This is a genomic window from Niastella sp. sgz303648 (assembly GCF_059587045.1).
On sequence record NZ_JCAPSW010000009.1, the window covers coordinates 320,714 to 346,494 of the forward strand.

General features: G+C 43.2%; 17 protein-coding genes. 6 read left to right on the forward strand and 11 right to left on the reverse strand.

Annotated features, from left to right (window positions below; translation table 11 throughout):
- Positions 1-655 precede the first annotated feature (655 nt).
- The 10 genes from AC59IL_RS25665 to AC59IL_RS25710 all read right to left on the reverse strand — a co-directional run bounded on the left by AC59IL_RS25665 (position 656) and on the right by AC59IL_RS25710 (position 9,893).
- Positions 656-1,132, reverse strand: a complete 477-nt coding sequence (locus tag AC59IL_RS25665) for a MauE/DoxX family redox-associated membrane protein (protein ID WP_496555072.1) — start codon at positions 1,130-1,132, stop codon at positions 656-658.
- 94 nt (positions 1,133-1,226) lie between these two features.
- Positions 1,227-2,783: a hypothetical protein gene (locus AC59IL_RS25670; RefSeq protein ID WP_496555073.1), complete on the reverse strand. Its 1,557-nt coding sequence runs from the start codon at positions 2,781-2,783 to the stop codon at positions 1,227-1,229.
- Positions 2,784-2,845: 62 nt separating this feature from the next.
- Positions 2,846-3,730 carry an AraC family transcriptional regulator gene (locus AC59IL_RS25675; RefSeq protein WP_496555074.1) on the reverse strand — a complete coding sequence of 295 codons (885 nt, stop codon included), beginning with the start codon at positions 3,728-3,730 and terminating at the stop codon, positions 2,846-2,848.
- Positions 3,731-3,777: 47 nt separating this feature from the next.
- Entirely contained in the window at positions 3,778-4,932 is a 1,155-nt protein-coding gene (locus AC59IL_RS25680) for an acyltransferase family protein (protein ID WP_496555075.1), read from the reverse strand.
- Between the two features lie 53 nt (positions 4,933-4,985).
- On the reverse strand, positions 4,986-5,315 hold the full coding sequence (locus tag AC59IL_RS25685; protein ID WP_496555076.1) for a hypothetical protein: 330 nt from the start codon (positions 5,313-5,315) through the stop codon (positions 4,986-4,988).
- 146 nt (positions 5,316-5,461) lie between these two features.
- Positions 5,462-6,484 (reverse strand): acyltransferase family protein, encoded by a 1,023-nt coding sequence (locus AC59IL_RS25690; RefSeq protein ID WP_496555077.1) that lies wholly within the window; start codon positions 6,482-6,484, stop codon positions 5,462-5,464.
- A gap of 46 nt (positions 6,485-6,530) precedes the next feature.
- Complete coding sequence (locus tag AC59IL_RS25695) at positions 6,531-7,379, reverse strand: glycosyltransferase family 2 protein (protein WP_496555078.1); 849 nt, start codon at positions 7,377-7,379, stop codon at positions 6,531-6,533.
- Positions 7,380-8,455: 1,076 nt separating this feature from the next.
- Entirely contained in the window at positions 8,456-8,839 is a 384-nt protein-coding gene (locus AC59IL_RS25700; protein ID WP_496555079.1) for a helix-turn-helix domain-containing protein, read from the reverse strand.
- Positions 8,840-8,860: 21 nt separating this feature from the next.
- The gene (locus AC59IL_RS25705) at positions 8,861-9,448 is read right to left on the reverse strand and encodes a hypothetical protein (protein WP_496555080.1); all 588 of its coding nucleotides are present in this window, start codon (positions 9,446-9,448) and stop codon (positions 8,861-8,863) included.
- Between the two features lie 94 nt (positions 9,449-9,542).
- The gene (locus AC59IL_RS25710) at positions 9,543-9,893 is read right to left on the reverse strand and encodes a helix-turn-helix domain-containing protein (protein ID WP_496555081.1); all 351 of its coding nucleotides are present in this window, start codon (positions 9,891-9,893) and stop codon (positions 9,543-9,545) included.
- 192 nt (positions 9,894-10,085) lie between these two features.
- Here AC59IL_RS25710 and AC59IL_RS25715 point away from each other — a divergent pair, with 192 nt between their 5' ends.
- Positions 10,086-10,220, forward strand: a complete 135-nt coding sequence (locus AC59IL_RS25715; protein ID WP_496555082.1) for a hypothetical protein — start codon at positions 10,086-10,088, stop codon at positions 10,218-10,220.
- Positions 10,221-10,426: 206 nt separating this feature from the next.
- Here AC59IL_RS25715 and AC59IL_RS25720 read toward each other — a convergent pair whose 3' ends face one another.
- Positions 10,427-11,437: a helix-turn-helix transcriptional regulator gene (locus tag AC59IL_RS25720; protein ID WP_496555083.1), complete on the reverse strand. Its 1,011-nt coding sequence runs from the start codon at positions 11,435-11,437 to the stop codon at positions 10,427-10,429.
- Between the two features lie 513 nt (positions 11,438-11,950).
- On the opposite strand from AC59IL_RS25720, the gene AC59IL_RS25725 reads away from it, so the two are divergent.
- The 5 genes from AC59IL_RS25725 to AC59IL_RS25745 all read left to right on the forward strand — a co-directional run bounded on the left by AC59IL_RS25725 (position 11,951) and on the right by AC59IL_RS25745 (position 25,771).
- A complete protein-coding gene (locus AC59IL_RS25725) occupies positions 11,951-12,658 on the forward strand; it encodes a hypothetical protein (RefSeq protein ID WP_496555084.1) in 708 nt (235 codons plus the stop codon).
- Between the two features lie 419 nt (positions 12,659-13,077).
- Positions 13,078-17,202, forward strand: coding sequence for a two-component regulator propeller domain-containing protein (locus AC59IL_RS25730; RefSeq protein WP_496555085.1), 4,125 nt, complete (start codon positions 13,078-13,080; stop codon positions 17,200-17,202).
- A 424-nt stretch (positions 17,203-17,626) separates the two neighbouring features.
- The gene (locus AC59IL_RS25735) at positions 17,627-20,938 is read left to right on the forward strand and encodes a SusC/RagA family TonB-linked outer membrane protein (RefSeq protein WP_496555086.1); all 3,312 of its coding nucleotides are present in this window, start codon (positions 17,627-17,629) and stop codon (positions 20,936-20,938) included.
- A 21-nt stretch (positions 20,939-20,959) separates the two neighbouring features.
- Complete coding sequence (locus AC59IL_RS25740; protein WP_496555087.1) at positions 20,960-22,684, forward strand: RagB/SusD family nutrient uptake outer membrane protein; 1,725 nt, start codon at positions 20,960-20,962, stop codon at positions 22,682-22,684.
- Between the two features lie 135 nt (positions 22,685-22,819).
- Positions 22,820-25,771, forward strand: a complete 2,952-nt coding sequence (locus AC59IL_RS25745) for a SusC/RagA family TonB-linked outer membrane protein (protein WP_496555088.1) — start codon at positions 22,820-22,822, stop codon at positions 25,769-25,771.
- The last annotated feature ends 10 nt before the right edge of the window (positions 25,772-25,781 follow it).

Consider the following 25,781-nt stretch of genomic DNA (forward strand, 5'->3'; position numbering starts at 1 on the left):
TGCCTCCAGGTAACTATAAGAATCTGGAGGAATAAAATTTGGGTAGGGATATATAATCTTTAGCCAGCTAAATGACATCACCATCGCTGTTACAGCAAACCAAAACAGTTGCTTGTTTTCTCTATCCTCTCGCAGCCATTGTTTAAAAGGCAATGGTGATATGATTTGCCGGAAAAGCATATGGATGATTTATTGTTTTCTTTTACTATGATGTTCTGATTGTTTTCTATAGTAAGGTTTCTATTTTTTTATTTGTATTTTTAGGTACTTTACTTAACGGACAAATGAATATGTTATAGTATCGTTAATTATTGTTTATAATCCTATTCAAAATTGTACAGTTGACGGCCTGACATGGATTAAAAGGGTTTCCATTTGTTACGGTTGTACACATACGGACTCCGCCAACGTTAGTAGTCATTACCGCTTGTAATAGTATGCAAGCCGCTGGATTAGCTGTGCACCCTGGTATACCATTTATTAATATAGTGTTTGTAGTACAATAATCGTCGTTATACTTTGCTTTAAATGCCAGTGCTCCACCTACAACTGCAAACACGGCAAGAGTCAACAACATGATTTTTATTTTATTCATAATAATATTGCTTTTTAAAAATCAAAAAGCTAAATTTTAAGTTTTACGTAGTTTTTGGGGCTATCCCATGTTGCGAGCAATATCCTGTTTGTTTTTCATAACGGGGTTCCAAATTTTTTGATTATCTTTTTTTTGTCGTTTTTGCAATACAATGCCTGCAATAGCCATAGCTATAAATATGCCGTTAAAAACAATATGTTGTGGCCATGATAATTTTGCCAGCACACCTCCGCAACTGCAGGGTAATTTATCGCTGAATGATAGCAGGGCAATAACGTATATAGTAAATGCTGTAATCAAGGCTAATGCTACATAAAGTCCTTTCAGCCGCCAACGTGGGATGATCAACATCAGTACTACCATAAATTCCAACCATGGCAACGTGGCAGCTATTAGAGGCGCTACCGGTGTTAGTACAGGTGATTCTGCTAACTGTTCGCTGAATACGCTGTATTCCATCAGTTTGCTGATGCCGGTGTATATGAAAAGGATAGCGTATAGAAATATTATGGATTCTATGATGGTTGTTCGTTTCATATATTTAATCTTAACGCGAAACGCTTAATGCTGAATGTTTGCTTACAGATTAGAATTTTCAAATTATCTCATTTTCAATTTTTCAAAATTGCCATTACGCAATCGCTTCCTTTGAAAACTGCTTACTTAAATTTTTTTCTTTTTCCGCCACTTTCATACTTCTCATTAGCTGGGACATCCAATCCACAAGCAATAGTGCATACGTGGTAGTCAGCAATACAGGAAATGATTGGAACCGAAGGGCTGCTGAAGAAGCGAAGATGGTAAACCCTGCGTTCAGCAGCCATAGCGTACTCCCCATTAATACGGTTTTGTTAAAAACAGAGTTATACTGCCAGCCTTTCAATAAAATATAATATAATAACCCGAATAGCATTACTACGTTTATGATGCCGGAAAGAATGGGATAAAAATTGAGCACCCATATATAGGGACTTCCCATCCTTGTTTTAACTTCGACGCTTTTGTAGCCAAACCATATTTTAGCCTGATCTGTTACATAACCATTTCCTGAATTGTAATATTGCAGAAATTCTACAGGCGGCGCATAATATTTGCGAGTATTAGGCCATAAAAAATGAGCAGCGAAATGTAAAGGGTATTGTCTGATAAGATATAATCCATATTTTTTATACAGCGGTCCCATACTGGCCCATTTTTTAAATTCCTTTGCAGAAGTATCCTTTGCTTTAAACAGACTGTCTCGATAATCCATTAATGGCATGCCCGGCGACCACATATAAAAGGTACTGGCTTCGGCCATTTCAGCAGGATATACAGCCTTATTATGTCGAGCCATATCAAAGAATTTTCTGACCATACTGTCTAATTCGTGAAATTGTTGTGGTACAGGCTTTCGGTCAACACTGTCTACTTTACGGTACGCATACATAGCATTGTTAGCCATTTGCCATCCGCTAAAAGGCGAATATTGCCAATAGCCTGTGAGCTTTTTGTATTGGTACATTGTAAGGCCCATAAACCATCCACATAGTAATAATCCCAAACCAATGCCAGCCATTTTTTTGCGTAAGGGTAATTTAGATAACCAGAAGGCTATCCCAGCAATCAATGGATATATCATGGCATTGTAACGCACGGTAAAAGCTATGAATAACACTACAGCATGCCATATAATAATTTTATTGGAAGGCTTGTGAATGATCCATAATAGCAGGGCAAACCAAATCATGCTTAGTGCGAGAAAAAGGCCATCGCTGCTCACCATATTGCCCAAGTGGAAACACAAAGGATTAAGCACCATAAAACACAACAAAACGATAAGCGTTACCTTTCCGATTTTATAGAAATAGAAAATGGTAAATAATAAAAACAGGATACCACATTGAATGAAAAGGTATTGAAAGCCAACCAGCACAATATCGGGCTTTGCAAATACGCTGAATAATCGAAGGAATTTGGAATAGCCAATTAGGTAGGTACTGATCGTTAAATTATTTTCGGCTGCAGTCAGGTATGAAAATGAGTCGCCATGTATATAGCTTGCAAAAGGGTATAAATATTTGAATATAACAAACTGCACCACAATAGCTGCTGCTACCAGGTATAGGATCAGCCGATTCCGACGGTTATGAAATAGGAATTCTTTGAACGTAAATTGTGTGGATGGCATGGTGTTATGATCAGTCATGATGAGTGCTTTTGCTTTTCGTAGTTATTTTTCTTGACGATGTTCATGTGTGTCACACTTTTTTACGCGGCAGGCAGATGTGGCACACCGAAACCACCAGATGTGTACTGCTTTCGATATTGTAATGGCGTAATTTTTTTCAACTTAAAAAATTGCCGGTGAAAATGTACAATGGTATTGTAGCCACTCTCGTAGCATATTTCTGTTACACACTTGTTTGTTTGCAGTAACTGCCGGCAGGCATGATTGATACGTACTTCGTTCAGGTAATCTATATAAGTTTTGCCGGTACGCTGTTTAAAATACAAACAGAAGGAGGGGATACTCATACATGCAACAACTGCTGCCTGCGATAATGAAATGTGGTCCTGGAAAGAATCTAAAGTAAACTCAATTGCTTTATCAATAAATTCACTGTCCTTATAATTTCTTTCCTGTATTTTGATCGTGGTTAGGATAGTGTATTCTTTTTCCAGGCTCATCATATGCAGACAATGCAATAATAGATTGATGCGGATGAAGTCAGTGGCTGTTTCCAGCGCTGTGATCATGTGCTGTAACCGATATTGGTTATTTCCCTTTATTAGTAAACCTCGACCTGCTATGTTCAGCAATTGTTTGATGGCGATGCATTCGGGTATATTAAAGAAATGAGGGCCGAAGCAATTATCACGGAACTGCACCACAAAAGCACTAAGCGGCTGCTCACCGCTTTTTTGAAATGCATGTCGCAGGTTGCTTCCCAAGAAGAGTATGTCACCGGATTCGAAGCACACTGACTGCCCTGTATAATTGCCCATATGCACTACACCAGAACCTTCGGTAAAAAGGATCAGTTCAAATTCTTCATGCTGGTGCCAGGCCACTTCGAAATGTGGTGTACTAAGAGCACAGGCCAGGAAGGATGTGTTTTGTAGTAGTGGTAGTTTTTGAATTATCGTTTTCATCTGTTTTTAGTTGGCATTTAATACTTATTGTCCATTATTGAAACTTATCAATCAGTCAGTGGATGCTCTTTGTGCAAATCAGGTACTCTTTTCGTTGATATAATTTTATTCCAAAAAGTTCGATAGTCTATTGATCGCACCAAAGGTTTTTCAACTACTTTATAAAACCCAATTGCGGCTACAACAACAATAATTACCTGAATAAAAATAATTGCATCAGGAGGCAGGAAAAAATGCTTTTTTTGATAGAGTAAAGAAAAAAAAGTTAATAAGGTAAAGTGCACCAGGTAAATTGAGTATGAAGCATCCCCCATAAGCATCGTCCATTTATTATCCCAGAGTCGCTTATGTCTGGTGTTTTTTTCCAGAAAAACGCATCCGGCTAAAATACTACAGCTTGGAATTCCCCAAAGCAAAAACCTGTGCATGCTTTGCTGGCCGATTAATACGTCATTATAATGCCATACAATATTAAACCCAAAAACAATCAATAAAATATAGCTTATCAAGCCAATCAGTAAACAGGTTACTCCTATATAAGCATGAATTTGTTTAACATTTGAATATATCCAGCAGATAATAGCACCCAGCAAAAACTCCAGCAAAATGGCGTTGGTGATAAATGCAATTCTTAAATCAGAGATTTGTATTAATTGTCCGAATGTCACTAATACGATTATTAGGCCAAGTAAAAATAAAACTTTGCGCTTTATTTTGAATAATATCAGGAAGTAGAAAAGAATGTAAAAAAACCATTCAAAACTCAAGGTCCACCCAACGATGAGTAAGGGTGCAAATAAATTAACATCCCCTGAGAGTGGAATAATCAAAATAGAATCACAGAATGAGCCGATAATCCTAGTTAATGAGTCAAAATGGAGTTGATTACTCAACCACAATTTCAGGACAATAACACTTAAACAAAGTAAAGTGGCAATATAATAAACCGGATTAATTCGCCAAAAACGCTTTGCTAGGAATTGAATACCTTGTGCTGATCCCATATATTTGTTGGCTACAAATGTTATAATGAAACCAGATATAGCAAAAAACAAATCAACTCCGATATATCCAAAAGTTTGCAAATGATAGAAATTTTGTTGCCATGAAACGGCATACCTCATTTGTATCTCCATAGAATGTGCATATACTACCAGTAAAGCAGCCACTGCCCGCAGAAATTGTATGGAATTTAATTTCATATTGTGTATAGTCAATGGTGAATAGTCAATAGTCTATATTCAATAGTGGATGATCAATATTGAATCGTCTCAAATGGAATATATCTTAACACTTTAAAATCCTGCTTTATCAATGATTTTGTGCTGAACAATGAATACTTCACTATACACACAATCGCCCTCACCCCATCTCTCCACCCAATCGTCTTCCCCTCAGCAAACGTTCTCCCATAATAGCTAATGCCTACTTCATATATCCTGATACGAGGCACCATCGCAATCTTCGCAGTTACCTCTGGTTCAAACCCAAATCGCATTTCCTCTAAATAGATCCGCTGTATAATATCAGTTTTGAACATCTGGTAACCGGTTCCCATATCCGTCAAATTCAGGTTGGTGAACATGTTCGGATTTTTCTAAAAAAAAATTATAGTCTATAATTCAAGATTCTAAAACTCAGACTTTCCGGTTTGTCTGGACAGGTAAATATTTAGGGATAGGATGTCGATATTTTTCGCCATAAATTGCTCTTTCATTATCTTCTAAACCCTCATGTATGAATTAATATTTTACGTTTGACAAACTCCTCACTCCTCGCAGGAAGGAAAAAAACTGTCTTTTGATAAAACTGCATAACTAAATCGAATACGATAATGTGAATTAAATAAATAGAATAGGAAGCGTCACCTAAAAGCAGTGCCAATTTGTTATCAAATAGCCGGTTTAGTTTGTTGTTTTTTTCAAGGAATACGCAACCTGCCACAATACAACTGCTCGGAATGCCCCACAACAGGAACCTTTTTAAACTGAGTGTGCCACCTATAACTCCCAGATGATGCCAAGCATTACCAAAGCCAAATCTTATTAACAGCATATAGCTGATGACTCCGATTGATAAAAATGTTATTCCAATGGGCACTGATATTTTTATATTCTTTAAATAAAGCTGGCAAATAATAATACCCAAAATAAACTCCAGCATAATGGGGTTGGTTAAAAATATCAACCGAAGATCATCTGGTTTTAATAATTGCCCGCATAATATTAATATCACGGCGGGTAAAAACAATGTTTTACGCTGAACATTACATAGGATAAGGAGTGAGAACAGTAAGTAGAACAACCATTCGAAACTTAAGGTCCAGCCCACATTGAGCAATGGTGAGAAAAAGTTAATATCACCCGACGTTGGCAGCACCAATATAGAGTCTATCGCTGAACTAATAGTTTTGTTTAAGGAGTTGCTAAAAGGGATATTGTTCGCCCGTAGCAACAGCCAATATATACCTAAAGAGAGCAAACTGACAATATAATATACCGGGTTAATGCGACAGAATCTTTTTGCCAGGAAATACACACCTTCTGCCGGCCCTATGTATTTATTGGCTACATAAGTTATGATGAATCCCGAGATAACAAAAAACAAGTCAACTCCAATACAACCAAAATGGTTTAAATAATAAAAATTTTGTTGCCATGATGACGCATAATTGGTTTGTACAATCATAGAGTGCTTATATACAACCAGAATAGCAGCCACAGCCCGCAGAAATTGTATGGAGTTGAGTTTCATGTCGTGAATGGTCAATGGTGAATGGTGAATTGTCAAATGGAACAAATTAACTCAGCACTTTTACTTCTTTTTTTACAAGTGACCTGGTAGTAAGTAACGAATACTTCACAATACACATAATCGCCCTCACCCCATCTCTCCACCCAATTTTCTTCCCCTCAGCAAAAGTTCTCCCATAATAACTAATGCCTACTTCATATATTCTGATACGCGGTACCATCGCAATCTTCGCTGTCACCTCCGGCTCAAACCCAAAGCGCTTCTCCTGTAAATAAATTCTTTGAATAATATCCGTTCTGAACATCTTATAACCGGTTTCCATGTCGGTAAGGTTCAGGTTGGTAAACATGTTCGATAAAAAGGTGAGAAACCTGTTCCCGATCGAATGCCAGAAGAAAAGGATGCGGTGAGCGTTGCCTCCCATAAAGCGAGAGCCATAAACCACATCTGCAAAGCCGTTTACTGCCGGTTTTAGTAAACTGTTATATTCACCCGGATCATACTCCAGGTCAGCATCCTGCACCAGTAAATATTCGCCGGTGGCATGGGCAATGCCCGTATGTATAGCCGCACCTTTTCCCTGGTTCTTCTCATGTTTGATGTATTTAAAGTAATTGATAGCAGGCTGACTATTGGTGCTCATATACTCCTGTATCACTTCCTCGGTACTGTCTAGTGAACAGTCGTTCACAATGATCACTTCCTTTTCGATATTGCTGATGAGTTTCACCTCATTGATCTTGTCGAGCACAATCGAAATGGTTTTTTCCTCATTATAAACAGGTATGATGATCGATAACCTTTTGATGTATATTTTCGATTTGCGTACTTCCATGGCGTCGGCCGGGGGAGCGGCTTGCTGGATGGTGTTAGCATAATTGAGCACTTCTGACATATAATAAGGTTTTATCGTTATTGATGTAATAGTCCGGCAACAAAGCTGGTGTCAGGTGGGAGCGAGTCACCTGTTCAGGCAACTTGTCTAATAATATTTCTAACCTTCATAAAATCGTTTGCATACCATTGCCTCACCAGCCTGTTAACCGGAAATATCTTTCGTGAATGGTGAATGGTCAATGGTGAATGCCAATCACGACATTATGTGTATTGCGTTTTGCGTTTCGCGTTCAGCGTTCAGCGTTTTGCGTTTTCCGTATAAGCCCCTGGCACGACTACCCGGGCGTACCGGTCACTGTTAAAATAATGAATCTCTATAGGCCATGTTCTTGATTGTATAGATAAAAATCAGAGTATAAGCTATTGTTGGTTTTATCGTGAATGATCAAAAGTTTTTCCATTGCTCTTTTGAATACCCTTGGTTAGGCCCCGGCAAGACTACCGGGGCGTACCGATTTGTAGTAAACCTTAAGATCGTTTATTGAGCCATGTTCAGGAACTTTCGGGTCCTAATAAGGATGTATAATTTATTGTTGAGTTTTACGATCGTGAAACGTAATACGTAAAACGGCAAATGTCTTCAACGGACTTAGCGTTAAGCGTTCAGCATTCAGCGTTGCACCTGTTTTAAGCGTTTTGCGTTTTGCATTCTGCGTTAGGCGTTCTGCATTAAGCGTTCAGCGTTCAGCATTGTGATCGGATGAGCCCCGGTACGATTACCGGGGCGAACCGATCAATTAAACCTTATCCTACTTGATTATAGGATCGAAACCGTTTCATAGCACCCGGGAACAGAACTGGTGTCTCTTTGGCCTGCGCTGGATCCTTCGACTATGCTCTGTCCTTCGACTTCGCTCAGGATTCTTTGGCGGCCCTTCGACTGCGCTCAGGGCAATTATTATCGGGAACAGCTGATGCTTTACACCAGGTTTTCTGGTAAAATTGCCTCACCAGTCTGTATAACCGGGCTATATATAAATTCAATGAGCTGCGTTGTTGTGGTACGGTTGCTTCTGTTATCTGTATGCAAGTTACTATGCAAAAACTATCAGCGAAGGGCGGTTTACTATCCGATTAGTCCGTTTTGCTATCAGGTGAGTCAAACTGTTCCGTACAACCGTATTGCCATTCCGTCGGTGTTTTCTTATATACTTTTTTAAAGGCCCGCGAAAAATTGTTGTCTTTATGGTAACCGCATTTGCGGGCAATTTGTTTTTGCGTTAAACGGCCTTCAAGGATCAAACGGGCAGCTGCATCCATGCGCTTTCTTTGCTGGTACCCGCCAACCGTAAAGCCATATTGAAATTTGAATGCCCGTTGCAGCGTTTTGCGGTTGAGGGATACCATACAGGTGAAGTAGTCAATACTTTTTTGATCCAGCGGATGCTGGTCGATGTACTGCCGTACCGTTTCTACCGCCTTTTGCATAAGGCGGGTTAATCCTGTGGGCGATTCCATATTGAATAAGGTGTTTAATGGTTAAAGTAGTATCATCTTCGAACGGGCATGTTGTCGCAGGTGCCGGAAAAAATCAAATGGCGTTTCATGGGGTGTTGGAACAATATGTTCTTTATTGTTATCGTCTTTGGCCCATACGGTGGCTTCCTTTTTATAAAAGGTAAGCTCATAATAAAAGTCGGGGTCGTCGAACACGCAGCTTACAGTGGCTTTGCCCTGCTTATATAACGCTTTCAAATGGTGGGGAGTAAGTTGGTGAAACTGATCGATAAGGGTAATGCCTGCAACCAGGGTAAGCTCTTCTATGCTGTTGCACTCCAGTACTACGGCCAGCGAATAATCTGGATCCAGCACGGCATCGGGCCAGCCGGCCACTGCACAAACAGAACGATTGGGCCGTAACGAAAACTCCACCTGCTGTGTGTTCACGTACACGCCAGAGCATTGTTCCATATATGCCAGAATCGTTTTGTTGATACCTTTCATGTTATCATCCTTAAAAAGGTTGTGATACCGGTAGGTGTTTGCCGTTGTATTATCGTGAAAGTGTAATAGAAGTTTATCCGCTATAAATCTTCCGGAAACAGCCAAACCGGAGCACTTAACCATCTGTATGCAATTTACGGTAGCAGGGGAGGCCGGCAAAGCAAAAAGAGTTTATGATTTGCCCTTTTTGTTTATGTTTTGCCCGTATTTGTTAACGTTATGCCGCTTCGCGCCGGTTCATCCACTCAGATGGCGTAACGTTGAAATGATTCTTAAATGCATTGCTGAAGGCGCTTGACGAGGCATATTGCAGCTCGATGGCAATTTGCTTTATCGATTGGCCGCACCGGAGCAGGTGCTTGGCTTCCTGCATGCGCACCTTTAATTTATATTCTCCGATATCGGTGCCATACTGGTCTTTAAATACCTCCTGTAAAATGTTGCGACTGATACCGGCTGAAGAAGCAAGATAGCCGTTGCTGAGACTTTGACAGGGATTGGTGTCGATGAGTTTTTTGACACTCATAACCGCCAACACTACGTGTTTTTTAAATTTTCTTGTACCCATATAGGAAAGGTTTATCCCGCAAATGATATTTGCAGTAATTAATACAGTGATTAATAAAACGGGAAACGGAAACGAATTCCTGCGTGGGTTTTGCAGTGTACAATGGTTAGACTATAAAATTACCAAACTGTAATGAGTATAAAAGAATATTTTTTTAAATGGTATGTAAGTATTTATTAAAGAACAGGCTATATGCAGCCCCGCGCTCCATGGCCCGGGCTGCAAAATAAATATGCCAAACAGGTAATCGTGAACGTTGGTTCCGGTGTTTTTATAGTAGTAAGCCTTTGCCGGTATGGTTTTGCAGTGCAATGGTTTTCGCTGTAAACCTGCACGGCGGGGCTTACTCTTAATGCTCTGATGAGTTACAGTCTCCCGACTTGTCGGGAGGCTTTTTTATTGTTCTCGCAAAGGCGCCAAGGCGCTAAGCGACTCTTTGCGTTCTTACCTTGCTTAAATATTTTAAAGCTGTGTTTTGTGATGTTTTAAAAAACTAAGCGATCTTATTGCGGCTTTGCGCCTTTGCGCGAAACTTATTTCGCCGCATTTTTCCACGGCAAAATCCCAAACCGGTGCTTAAATGCTCGTGTAAAGCTTTGAGGCTCTTTATAGCCTAATAGAAGTGCCAGCTTCTTACTGGTATAGCTTTTATCATTCACCAGCTGCAGCGCCCGGCGCATTTGTTCTTCGAACCGGTGATGGGTGAGGGGGTAACCGAAAATGCTTGTAAAGCCTTTCTGCAATGTATGCACAGGGATATGAAATTTATCGGCTAACTGTTCTGTAGCCAGGTATTGATGCGTGCTTTCGAGCCAGTCGGCCACCTCGTATATCGTATTGGCTTCTCCGGTGCTTAAGCGCAATTTTTCAATGGGGGGTTGCTTATTGTTTATTGTCAATTGCCAATTGGCGAGGGTTTCCATACCGGTATGCAGCAGCTGATCGATAATATAATGTATACGGCAGGGATCTTTTGAGGTTTCGCTGCTATAGGCCAACAGTTCATCCTGCCAGCGAAGCATATGCAACGGGGCAATGGCGTTATGCGGCAAAAGCTTTACCGGTTTGTGCCGGTATATCTTTTGTAAAAAATCGTTCAACAGGGGATAGGTGTCCGACAGATCACGCAGGTACGATTTGGCAAGAATAATATCCATAAAGCTAAGAGCCGCACCGGCGGTAATGTTAAACCTCGTTGTATAATCCGGAATATACAACAGGTTGCAATGCCGCTGATGAAACAGCTGTTCTTGCATGCCGGGCAGATGAAAGGCATATGATTGCGTATGACCTATTCTTAACACGATCACCGGATCACTTTTCCAGGTGTAGGTATCGTTGGCAGTAGCCGCAAAATCATACAACCGTACACGGCACCGGGTATTGGTAACTTCCTGAAATATAAAATAATCGCCGGCATCACTGATGGCTACCTGTAAGGCGGCATCGGACAACACCGCATGCGCGCGGTGCCCGACGGTGGGTGGTAATGTACCGGAAACCGGTAAGGGCCCCCATATAGAGGAATATAATTCGTTACGCATACAATCAGGTTTACCTCACCCCTTAAGGAGAGGGGTGAGGTAGTGTGAGGCAGTAATATAAAACTTCTGAACATAAAAAGGCTACGAAATCGGGAGTATTTATTATTCAAACCGGTGATTTTTTTTAACCGCAAAATATTTGTGACGCCCGGTAAGTGGCTTCTGCATCCCCTTAACTAACTTTATAGTGCCAGGCTTAACGCTCAACGCCCAACGCTTAATGCTTAACGCAGAAAAACAGCAGCGTTTTATAGCGGTTAGCGTTCCGCATTTGGATTTGCGTTATGCATTATGCGTTATGCGTTTTGCGTTTCGTGTTTCGTGTTTAGCGTTTTGCATTATGCGTTTCGCGTTCCGCGTTTGGCATTTCGCATTTGGCATTTTGCGTTTTGTGTTTTGCGTTTTGCATTATGCGTTCGGCGTTATGCGTGTAATCTGCCTCTGTTATCTGCTTAAGTTATTCCTCCTGTTACTTTATCTGAACCCTGTTGTATTGCTACAAACCATTTATCTATGGATGTAAAGCTCACACAGCATGAGGCGATAAAAATATTTTCGAATCTGCGTACATATTGCGCAGGCGAAAACAAGCTGCCATATGGCAATTTCAGTCTGATCATCGATTATCTGGAGTTTTTTGAATGCATGATCAAAGAAATTCCTTTTGAAAAAAATGTAAATATCATTCCACTCGTAAACAGAATACTGAACAATGCCCTTGAAATATTCATCCGGCAATTATTGCAGGTTGCGCTGCATCTCGAAGTGACGCTCGATTATGTATTAAGAGAACTCATCAGCGAAAAAGCCCTGATTGTTCGGCGCTATTGGCGTACCTTTTATAAACAAATAAAAGGTAAAAAAGACAGGGCATTTGTAAAAAGCATCTGGGAACACTATAATCACTGGGTGCTGGCGATTGCCTACTGGCAGGGGTTTGTGCAATCATTCAATGATGAGCTTTGCATTACGTTTACTTTTTATCCGGGCGCATGGCCCTTTGTGATGGTCATAGATGCAGTGAATAAACCGCTCTGGTGCATGTGGTCGGCCGGCAACCTGTTAGGTCAGGTGTTTGTAACCTCTTCTTCCGAAAACAACGGCATTGAAAATGATCCTGTTCGTTCATGGAACGTCTATATGCAGGAGATCGACGTGCTGTCGAAACTAACCAATATACCCATTTACCAGTTACTGCAACAAAACCCCGGCTCCAATTAATTGGAAATTGTATTAGCTTTTATTATCAGATGATAGTTGCTGCGGTTGATTGTTTTAAGGACCGGCATCAGAAAAAAACCGTTAAGAAAATGAAATCGACGGGCATTAAAAAGAAAAACAGATGTTACTGAAGCCTGGATATATTATTAGGGCGTAAGTCGCACTGCTGCCGGGTTTTATTGAACAGCCGGAGCTTGGTTTTCTTTAGAGCGGCGATTTCATTTTTAGGATTTTTCTGAGTCCCGCCCTGCGGGAATTTTTTGGTTCTTTTGCATCAAGGCAAAAGAACTGCATAACCGTTATAGTAAATTATTCTAATTTCTGCTAACGAAAAACGTTAATTTTACACTTTATTTTAGCACCCCGTAAAGGTGCAATTACTTTCAGGGTTTACTGCTGCTTATAACTGTCATGAGAAAATGAGAAAAACGATTGTTGCATATCGCTGCATGATGAACGTTTTTAGTAAATGCATGCTACCGGCATTGCTTTCGTTCATATTACTGCAACAGGTTCGGGCTTATAACAATCCCGCCATTACGCATCTGGGCATTCAACAGGGCTTATCAAATAATTCAGTAAGATGTATCTATCAGGACCACAACGGTCTGATGTGGTTTGGCACTTACGACGGCCTCAACTGTTACGACGGTTACGGCTTCAAAGTGTTCCGTAATAAAATAAAAGATACCGGCTCTTTACCGCATAATTATATTTATACCATTCATGAAGACAGGCACAACAACCTGTGGATCGGCACCGGTCAGGGGGCTGCCGTATACAACCGCATAGCCGACCGGTTTTCGCCCGTTTACTTTCACTGGTTTCAGAACAATCAACAGTACCGGCTTACCTGCAATGTGAACGCCATTGCGTCGGATGCCGGTGGTAATATTTTTTTCGCCACCAACGGATGGGGCATGTTTTTGATAAAGAGCGGCGAAACCGTGGCCGCCCAGGTACCCGTTCATAAAGGAAACGAAGAATCGCTGTGGTATAATGTGCAGTCGGTTTGTGTTGACAAACAACAACACCCCTGGCTGTTTATCGAAGGAATTGGTTTATGCAGCTTTGATGTAAAGAAAAATGCCATTCGCGTGGTGAATAATGCCATCACCTTTGCCAATTGTATGCAGCCCGATGATAACGGCAATATTTGGATCGGTACAGACAATGGGTTGTATAAATATGAAATGGCGACCAACTCCTTCCCGCAACATTTTACCGAGGCGCCGGGTGCTTTATCGAACAATACCATTGTTAGCATTTGCGGCGACCCCCAAAAGAACCTGTGGCTGGGCACCATGGGCGGCGGTGTAAATATCCTGAATACCGCCACCGGTACATTCGACTACCTGTTGCCCGGGGAAAGTAAAAACCAGTTATCGAGCGAATCGGTGCATGCCATTTGTGTTGATAAGGAATCGCGCATATGGATGGGTACGTTAAAGGGAGGGATCGATATTATTGATATACAGAAAAGCCGGTTTCAGACCATCACCCATAATCCGCTTAACCCAAACAGTTTGATCAATGATTTTGTAGGATCCTTTTATGAAGATCAAAACGGCGATCTGTTCATTGGCACCGATGGGGGAGGCATGAGCATTTGGAACCGTACCGGGAACCGCTTTACCAACTACCGTCACAATATATCCGATAGCCGGTCGCTGAGCAATAACTCGGTTAGCTGTATAAAAGAGGATTATTTGGGCAATACCTGGATTGCCACTTTTGGCGGCGGCATCGATAACTTCAATCGTTCAACCGGTTCATTCGATCATTATAAATGTATCAATGAAACGAACGGTAAAGAAAACAAACAGGTTTGTTTGCTGTACGAAGACCGCGATAAAAACTTTTGGGCAACCACCTTCGGCAATGGTAAGTTATACCAATTGAACCGCCAGCAGAACAGGTTTGACATGTTCGATACCCGCTTAAACGATCTCATTGCTATAAAAGAAGATCATGCAGGTATTTTATGGGCAGGTAATTCGCACCAGTTAATAAAGATAGATAAGCAAAAAAAGGAACATGTTTTTTATGAGGTGAACAAACCGGTGCGCGCTATTTATGAAGACGGCCACAATAACCTGTGGATTGGTACCGAAGGCGGCGGTTTGATCCTGTTCGACAGAACAAAAGGTGAAATTGCGGTTCGATACTCAACTGCCGACGGACTCACCAATAATGCAGTACTGAATATTCTCGAAGACCCCGATGGCTTTTTGTGGGTGAGTACATTCAACGGTTTGTCGAAATTCAACCCGGTAAAAAAGATTTTCCAGAACTTTTATCAGAGCGATGGATTGCAGAGCAACCAGTTTTCGTACAATGCGGCGATAAAACTGCATACCGGTGAGCTGGCCTTTGGCGGCATCAGCGGCTTCAACCTTTTTTATGCGCGTGATGTACATACGCGTGACTTTATGCCGGCCGTTTTGTTTACGGGCATCTGGGTTAACAATAAACCGCTGTCGGATGTATTGGGTTATATTAAGCAGGCTGGCAGCGATGGGGTTACCTCACTGAAGCTACCATATGACGAAGCTATCTTGTCGGTACACTTTACTGCGCTTGAATATTCTTCTCCCGAAAAAATAAACTACCAATATTTTCTCGAAGGGTGGGACAAAAACTGGAACTATACCGGCAACGTTCGAAACATCAACTATAATAATATCAGCGAAGGCAGTTACACACTGCGTATAAAATCAACCAACGCCGAAGGCGTATGGAATACAAAGGAAGCGGTCCTGAAAATTATCGTGTTGCCACCCTGGTACCGGAGCTGGTGGGCCATTTGTTTATATATAGCCGTAGCGGCTTCGTTCATTTATATATATGTTACCTATAAAAAACGGCAAACAAAACTGGAGTATGAAATAAAGCTCGCCCACGTGAGTGCTGAAAAAGAAAAAGAGATCAACGAAAAACGGCATGCCTTCTTTACCAATATATCGCATGAGTTTCGCACCCCATTAACGTTGATCATAAATCCCATCAAGGATATTTTACGCAGGGTTGAATCGCCCGAAGATGAAAAAGACCTGAATATTGTATACCGAAACGCGCGTCGTTTATTAAGTTTGATAGACCAGTTGCTGATCTTCAGAAAGGCCGATGTAGAGGCCGATAAGATGACCTTCGCCAAACACAATTGCTATAATTTATGCCGCGAAGTGTATTTATGCTTTGTGCAGCAGGCAAAGGCCAATCAGCTGAAATACCTGTTTGAATGCGATAACCCGAACCTTGAGCTGTATGTTGATCGCGAAAAGATGGAGATTATCTTGTACAATCTTATTTCAAACGCCATCAAGTTTACCCCGCCCGGCGGCAGCATTGTTTTTGCCGTAAAAGAAAGAGACGACGATGTACAATTATATATACAGGATACCGGTTGCGGTATTCCCAGAGACTCCACTTCAAAACTGTTTGAGAAATTTTACCAGGTAACTTCTTCCAAAGCAAACCAAAAACCTGGTTTTGGCATAGGTTTATACCTCGTAAAACATTTTATGGAGGAACACAAAGGCACGGTGAGTTTTGAAACATCTGAAGGCATGGGCACCACTTTCTTTTTAACGCTGCCAAAAGGAAAAAGTCACCTGAACGATCAAACTATTCTTGATGAGCCGCAAAACGAAACGGTGTTTCTGGAAGAATTGCTCGAAGAACCCGCAGAAGCCGAAGCGCCTGCAGAAGTTAAAGAGAATAAACCCGAAGAACTGGTAACCGACCGGCAAACCATAGTGATTGCCGACGACGACAAAGCGATCAGACAATACCTGCAGCAAATGCTGAAAGATAAATACGAGGTAATAGAAGCGGTGAATGGCGAAGAAGCATTTACCATTATTCAAAAGCAATTTCCCGACCTGGTGATCAGCGATATCAGAATGGATGCCATGGACGGCATTGAATTATGCCGCAAGATCAAAAAAGACGCGGCGCTGAACCATATCCCTGTAATATTATTAACCGGCAGCTCAGGGCCGCAAACCGAATTGCAGAGTATTGAAGAAGGCGCCGACCTGTACATCACCAAACCCTTCGATAAAGATCTTTTACTGGCCAAAGTGGAGAACATTTTCAAAACGAGGAACGAGTTGCGCCGGTATTTCTTTGATGAAATTACCCTGAAGCAGAACACGCTTAAAGTATCTGTTGAATATAAAGAGTTCCTGCAAAACTGTATTGCCATTGTAGAGCGTCACCTGACCGACGACCAGTTCACTATTAAAGTGCTGGCAAAGGAAATTGGCATGAGCCATTCGAATTTATACAAAAAGATAAGAATGCTCTCGGGGCAATCGATTACCAACTTCATCCGGTACATCCGTTTACGCCGGGCGGCCGAACTGATGTTAAAGAACGAGTGCAATGTGAACCAGGCGGCTTTTGAAGTAGGCATCAGCGATATCAAATACTTCCGCACACAGTTTAATAAGCTGTTCGGCATGAATCCCTCGGATTATATTAAGAAGTATCGCAATTCGTTCAATAACCAATACAACCTCGGCAACCGGCAACCGTAAAACGGCAAACGGCAAGATGCCTCGCGCAAAGGCGCTAAGGCGCTAAGCCTTTTCTTAGCGTTCTTAAAAGATCGCGAAGCGATCAACTTTGCGCCTTAACGCCTCTGCGAGAAACTTAAAAAACTTTCTGCGGACCTGGCAATTAATCAACTTATCAAGCTGCCATCTTCTGACTTCAGACTTCCGACTTCAGATATCCTGCTTCCGCTTCCACATTCTTACTTACCACTCTTTACCGGGCAAGATTCTGCTCGTAATTACCAATTTGCCCCCCTTATTATGCAAAAATCCCCCCATTTCAGCAGTATAAATGCTGATAATTTTAGAAGTGATAACCGGGACTAAGCGTTAAAAGGCCACCCGTAGCCTTACCGGCGAAAGTATAACCCATAAAAACAAACGAACGTATAACAAAAACTGCTATATGAGAATGACTGTACATTCCTCCGCAAAGCGTTTTTTTTCTTTCCTTATTATAATAATGCTTACCTCTTTTACCACAATTTGTTTTGGTCAGAACACCATTAGAGTACATGGTATTGTAAAAGGTAAGAATAACGATCCTTTAGCACATGCTACCGTTTCGATTGCCGATAAAAACGGATCGTTGATATGCGACAGCCTCGGCCGGTTTTCGATACCCGTTGCCGAAGGGGCAACCCTTAAAGTGTCGTACGTAGGTTATTTTACCCGCTCGTTTAAAATAACCGCTGCAACAACAACGCTCGAAATTCAGCTTACCGAAAATCCCGATTACATGCAAATGAACGATGTGGTAGTGGTGGGTTATGGTAAACAAAAACTGCCAACGGTAACCGGCGCCGTGGGTGTTATTTCGGGAAAGGAATTAACACAAAGTCCGGTGGCGAATATTTCGAACATGCTTATTGGCCGTACATCGGGCATCAGCGGTGTGCAGGCAACCGGCGAACCGGGTTTGAATACGACTTCTATCCGCATTCGTGGTATTGCCACCTTAAACGGACAAGACCCGCTGATCGTGATCGATGGCATTCAGCAACCGGCAGAGCAACCGTACTTAATATTGAATGCCATGGACGCCAATGAAATTGAAAGCATCAGCGTGTTGAAAGATGCATCGTCAACGGCAGTGTATGGTATTCGCGGCGCCAACGGCGTTATTATTATTACTACCAAAAGAGGCCGGTTCAATAAACCGCAGTTTGGTTTTTCGGTGAACCAGGGTTTTACCAAAGCGGCTTCTTTGTTTCAAACGGTGAATTCGTACGAGTTTGCCTCGCTGCGCAACGAGGCCGTACGCAATGCGCAGGCATCGGGCGACCACAGCTTTGATTACTTGTTATTTTCCGATGATGAAATATGGAAGTTTCAAAACAACCGAGACTACACGCCGGCGCAGGTAGATGCCATGAGCAACCTCACCGCAGATCAAAAAGAGGCATTGAATAATAGTGCGGCCTTATATTATTCCAGTCATAATTATTATAAGGAGCAGTTTGGCGGTACCGGTAAACAACAGCAATACAACCTGAATGTTTCGGGCGGTACTGATAGGGTGAAATATTTTACCTCGCTGGGTTATTTTCAGCAGGATGGTATTTTGTCGAACACATCATATGGCGGCGCCAATAACAACCCGAGGTACAAACGGTATAACTTCCGCTCGAACTTCGATATCGACATTGCCAAAAACTTTCAGTTAAGCTTTAATATAGGCGGGCAGTCGGCTGTAAACCGCGTGCCCGGCGCCGGTACTTCTTCGGGCGATTTCGCCAACCGTTATCAGGCCATCATTCAAAGTATTCTGGAAAGCAGTCCGTTCAGCGGACCCGGATTTGTTGATGGACATCTTGTAACCGGTTTTGTGGGTGTGGCAGGTGATGCTACCAATCCGCTGGGCAACAAAGGTGGCGGCGGTTACTCGCCGTTGACCAGTTTATTAACGGCCGGCTTTCGCACTATGTATACCACTACACTCAGCAGTGTGGTAACGCTGAAGCACGACATGGGCTACATCACCAAAGGGCTGCAGGCGCATGCCAGCATAGCATACGACGACAGCTATACAAAAGGATATGCACAAACGAACAGTGTGCCGCAGTACAGCGCTTATCGCGATCCTGCGAATGCCGGTAATATTGTATTTATAGGCGGGCAGGTGAGTCCAACCTACGCCGCCGACAACCTGGGCAATTCATCGTGGCGCAAATTATACATCGAAGCGGCGGTGAACTATAACCACAGTTTCGGACCGCACAACGTTTCGGCCCTGATCCTTGGCAATGCACAGCGATATACAGCTGCCAATTCAAATGGCGATGCACAGGCATACAATACACCTTCTGGTTTAATGGGGCTGGTTGGTCGTACCACTTATAATTATAAGGAGCGTTACCTCGTTGAATTTAACTTAGGGATCAACGGTACCGAAAACTTTGCGCCCGATCGCCGCTTTGGCTATTTCCCCGCTGTTTCGGGTGGATGGATCGCTTCGAACGAAGCGTTCTTTCCGAAAAACGACTGGGTAACCTGGGTGAAGTTCCGTGGTTCGTATGGCGAGGTAGGTAATGACCAGATAGGAGGGCGCCGGTATTTATATCTTCCCAATACCTGGGTTACCAATGCTTCGGGTTATTGGTTTGGCAACAGCAATGGTTCAACCAGCAACCCGAGCTATTCCGGATCTGCAGAAGACAAATTGGGTAATCCATTGGTGACCTGGGAAAGGGCAAAGAAAACCAACCTGAGCGCCGAACTGAAATTCATAAAAAACAAACTGGCATTAACAACTTCATTGTTCCGTGAAAAACGCAATAATATCCTGGTAACCTCAGGTGTAATACCCGCTACGTATGGTGTTTCGCAGGATAATACGCCACCGTTGAATCTCGGCCGGGTAAGCAATGAGGGATTTGAAATAGAAGCAGGCTGGAATGATGAGATCGGCAAGGTGTCGTACTTTATCAAAGGCAATTATTCATTTGCCAGAAATAAAATAGAATACCAGGCCGAAGCGTCTTACCCGTATCCCTGGATGAACAAAACCGGTTATTCTATCGGTCAGTATAAAGGCCTGATCGTTGATGGATTTTATAATACCGAAAAAGAGCTCAATAACCGGCCTTATAATAAATACAGCGCCAATGCACGGCTGGGCGATTTAAAATACCGTGATGTTACCGGCGATGGCATCATCGACGACAAGGACCAGGTGCCTATCGGGTATGCCAACCTGCCGCAGGTAGCGTATAACCTTACCATTGGTTTTTCGTATAAAGGATTTGATGTATCGGCCCTGTTTATAGGAACCGCCAAAGGCTCATTTCCGCAATATGGTTACATCCTCAGCTCACCCTTTGCCAAAAACGTAGGTGAAGTATTGCAGTATGCCTATGATGGTCGCTGGACGCCGGAAAAGTATGCTGCCGGCGAAAAGATCAGTTATCCGGCCATCTCTTTCAGCGGTGGTCAGGCGAACAATAACCCATTGAGTAGTTTCTGGCTCAAGTCCAATGATTTCAAGCGACTCAAAAATTTGGAGCTGGGATATACCTTTCAGCAGCAGCACCCATGGCTGAAACGCGCCAATATAAAAGCGATACGCATATACCTGAACGGTAACAACCTGCTTACCTGGGATGAAAAGATATTAAAGGGCATCGACCCCGAGCAATCAGATACAGGCAAGAACAATATGGGTTACCTGTATCCGCTGACCCGAACCTTTAACTGCGGTGTGAACATTCAATTTTAACAACACGCTAAACGAATAGCCATGCGATATAAAATATGCTTACTCATTATACCGGTTATAGCCATGAATATGGCGGCCTGTAAAAAAGATTTTTTGCAGATGCCGATCGCGAGTACCACTACCGTTGATTCTGTTTTTTCGACCACCGTTAAAGCACAGGGCGCCATCGCCAATGCGTATAAGAAATGTCTTGCACAGGGATTGCCTTACAACAACGTATGGAACGCCCAGATACAGGATAATTTATCGGGTTGTATGAACTATGGCTGGGCGTGGACGCTGTCGAAAGATATGGTGTTAAACGGTCTTTCGGCCAGCGGCAACAGTGAAGATATGGATGGTTTCGGAGGCAATTTTGCACCCATCCGCCAGGCATATCTGGTAAAAGAGAACATCGACAAAGTGACGGATATGAGTGCCGGAGACAAAGCCATTGTAAAAGCCGAAATGAAATCGCTCGTAGCATATCGTTATGAGCAGCTATTTATCATGTACGGCGGCGTTCCGGTGTTAAGCAATAGTTTGCAGGCCAATGATTCGATGGCTATTGCGCGTTTTCCGTTGCGCCAGGTGCTTGACTCAATAGTAACGTGGTGCGATCAGGCTGCTGCTGTGCTTCCTTCGCGCTGGTCCGATACCTGGACGGGCAGAATGACCAAAGCTGCTGCCTTAAGCATCAAAGCCAAGGCATTGTTATATGCAGCGCGACCTTTGTTTAATACGGCTACGCCTTACCTCGATATGGGCGGCAACAATAACCTGATTTGTTTGGGTAGTGCCGATGCCGGCCGGTGGGCAACAGCCGCCGCCGCTGCCGATGCGGTCATTACCGAAGCAGAAACAAACGGCGGTATTGCGATTATAAATACAGGCAATCCATTGGATGATTACGGAACGGCAACCTCCGTTCCCAGTAATAAAGAAGTAATACTCGCTTTTAAATTCAAAAACGATGTGTTGTTCGATGGCGGCAACTGGAATAACCTGCCCATGAACGCCTTTTACAACTGCCGCGTGTGGGAAGCCCAGGCGAATGTGCTTACCACCAATCACCTCGAAAGTTATTATAAGGCCGATGGCACCAATCAAACCTGGCCTGCCACCGGAACGGTTACAGCGTTTTCAGATTACACGAGTCGCATGAACGCGATGGAGGCCCGCTTTAAAGTATGTTTTCAACCCTGGCAAATGGATGCCTGGAGCAATCCGGGCGATGCCAACTGGAAAAATGAAAGCACGTTCGGCGGTGTTGGTTTTGGCTGTGCCCGCGTTACCAAATTTTATTATAAAGCAGGTTCACGCGCCTGGTTCGAATTTCCCATCTTTCGGCTGGCCGCTTATTATTTAAGCGCGGCAGAAGCGTATAATGAAACAGGCGAATCTTCCAAAGCATTAGACAGGCTGAACGTGATCCGTTTACGGGCAGGCTTACCCGCTGCTACCGAAACCGATCAAACAAAGCTGCGCGCCATTATTCAACGCGAATGGAGCATTGAGCTATTCGATGAGAATTACCGTTTGCACGATGTAAAGCACTGGAAGCTGGCCAATATTGCCAACGGTTTGCTGGGCGGGCCCATCAGATCGATGGCATTCAATGATGGCGGTGGCATAAAACTAACCGGCAACAGCAACTATACCGATAAAATTATTTACCAGGCATTCTGGTCACCAAAACAATACCTTAACCCCTTCCCTCAGGGAGAAATGAATAAGGGATACCTTATTCAGAATCCCGGCTACTGATCATGTGATAGCAACAGTCCCGCCATATGGCGGGACACTTTTACGCTGAGCGCAGTCGAAGCGTGTGCTGCAAAGATCCTGAGCGAAGTCGAAGGATCGAAGCATCTCTCTTAAAACTGAAAATTTTTTCGCAATATGAAAAAACTAAATCAATATAAAATAACAGGCTGGTTGCTGGCTACCTTGTTTGCCTGTGCATTGAACGCCCAGGATGGTCAATTGGCAATGGGCAATAAGCAATTGGCAACTGGAAATAAACAATTGGCAATAAAGAACAAACCAGCCGATACAACGATTATTGAATTGCCGGCACCTCCTCAGCATGCTACTGAACCGGAACCATTGATCACCATTGAAAAATCAACGTCTGTTACGGCTACCTCATCTGTAAGCGGAGGGGTGCTGTATAAAACGCCGGCGCCCAATATTACCAATACCCTGTATGGCGTTTTACCGGGACTGTTCGTAAAACAGGGTTCGGGTGAACCGGGATACGACGGCGCATCCCTGAGCATCAGGGGCCGGGGTACCTATGATAATAACAGCTTGATCATTTATGTAGATGGCTTTCAAACCACCGCTTCGTATTTTGCGTATTTGTCGCCATCTGAAATAGAAAGCATTGCTGTATTGAAAGACCCCGTTACGCTGGCCACATTTGGTATGAAAGGAGCGAATGGCGTATTGTGGGTAGTAACCAAAAGAGGTGCCGAAGGGCGTCGCAGCGTGCAGGTACAGCTGCTAAGCGGTTTTCAGCAGGCCATCAATATCAACAAACCCTATGGCTCGTACGATTATGCGCGTTTGTACAACCAGGCCATCAGTAACGACAATTACGCCTTAAACGGTTACCAGTTTAAGTACACACCAAAATATACCGATGCCCAGCTGGATGCATACAGGAACGGCACCGGTACCAATGTTGACTGGTACAATGAAGTGTTGAAAAAGAGTGGATTTTACAACAATGCCAACGTGGTATTATCAGGCGGTGGCAAGGATACAAAATATGCGCTGATACTGGATTATATGCGGCAACGCGGCCTGTACGATGTAAGCACCAATGCAACCACCTCCAATGCGCAGATACAACGCTTTAACATTCGCTCGAACCTCGACTTTAATTTCTTTAAAATATTCGAAGCCAAAGTTGACCTCGGCGGCAGGATAGAAGACCGCCGCTACCCCAATTACGACGGGCCTTCGCTATGGGCCAACATGGCCAATTATCCATCCAATATTTATCCGGTTAAGGATTCTGTTACCGGTTTCTGGTCGGGTACGGCCCTATATCCCAATAACCCGGTGGCATCACTCAAAGCCCTCGGCTGGGTATCGACCCACGACAGAACGCTGCAGGCAAATTTCAATTTAAAAGAAAGACTTGATTTTATTACACCCGGTTTATACCTGAACGAAGCGGTTTCGTTCAATACCTGGACGCGGACCAGCGCCAGCAAAACCGCTACGTACTCCCGTTTTTATAATGGCACCCAAACCACCACCGATAAAGCGTCGGACATCATTGCCAATGGCGCAAGACCGGTTGATCAGTTCGACTTCAAACAGATAAATATCACTGCAGGATACAACCGAACGTTTGGTTTACATGCCTTTACGGGTGCAGTAAATTTTTTGCAAAGCAGCTTTATTACCGATATAGGTATTAATAATCCCGGTCAGAATACCGGCGTAAACATATTTTATCATTACCGCACTATCAGCAGCCGTTTGCATTATGCTTATAACGACCGCTACATACTGGAGCTGGCATTCGGCAGCACCGGATCTGATAACTATGCACCCGGTAACCGCTGGGGATATTATCCGGCTGCAGGTGCTGCATGGGTCATTTCGAAAGAACCCTTCATGCAACAACTGAAACCTGTTACTTTTTTAAAGTTGCGGGCAGGCGCCGGATTATCGGCCAACGACCTGAGCAATAACGGCCGCTATTTGTACCAGCAATACTTCGTTTCATCCGTTACCAGCTATTATACCGGCAACAGCAGCTTAACCGGCAACAGCGGCATCATTCAATCGTATGCCGCCAACCCCGATATATTCGCCGAAAAAAGTATGAAATACAATGTTGGCGTGGATGCTACCTTATTTAACAAGTTGTCAGTTACCATAGATGCGTTTGCTGATAACCGTACCGGCATTGTAACGCAAAGCAACAGCCTGATGCTGGTGTATGGCGGCACCGCTCCCTTTGTAAATATTGGTAAGGTTACCAATAAAGGATTTGAGGTAAGTGTTAACTGGAACGACAGGGTGGGAGCGGTGAACTATACCATTGGCGGTATGGCCTGGTATGCAAAGAACAAAATAAAATATTCGGCAGAAATTCCGCCGGTGAATGATTTTAATAAAATTACCGGTCGCCCCATAGGCACACCCATGGGATTGATTGCCGACGGTTTTTATGATGTTACCGATTTCAATGCCGACGGCACTTTAAAGGCCGGTATTCCGGTACCTACGTTTGGTGCGGTGCAACCCGGCGATCTGAAATACAAAGACCTCGATAACAACAACAGGATCGATCAGGCCGATCAAACAAAGATCGGCAACCCCGATTATCCTTCGCTAACCTATGCGCTGAATGCAGGCATCAGTTATAAAGGGTTTGATGTTAGCATATTGTTCCAGGGCGCTTCGGGCAGCAGTGTTAACATCATTTCGGGCGCTACTACTTATCAAACCATGGCGTTTGTAAGTAACTTTAATGCCTATCCCATTGCCGGCAATGCCTGGGCGTATTATCCCGATCAGGGCATCGACACCAGGTCTGCGGCCAGCTATCCGCGCCTCACCACCAAAGCAAACGACAACAACTATCGCAGTTCAACATTCTGGATGAAGAAAGGCAACTTTTTAAGGGTGCGCAATGCTGAGCTTGGTTACAATCTGCAGGCCCCGGTAATAAAAAAATTACATATTGATAAGTTACGCATCTATGTGAGCGCCGTAAACCCGGTTACCTGGTCGTATTTGCTGAAGCATTATAATATCGACCCCGAAACACCATCGGGCTATCCCGGTTTGAAATCGTATAACGCCGGTATTTCACTCACCTTTTAAAATGCCACAC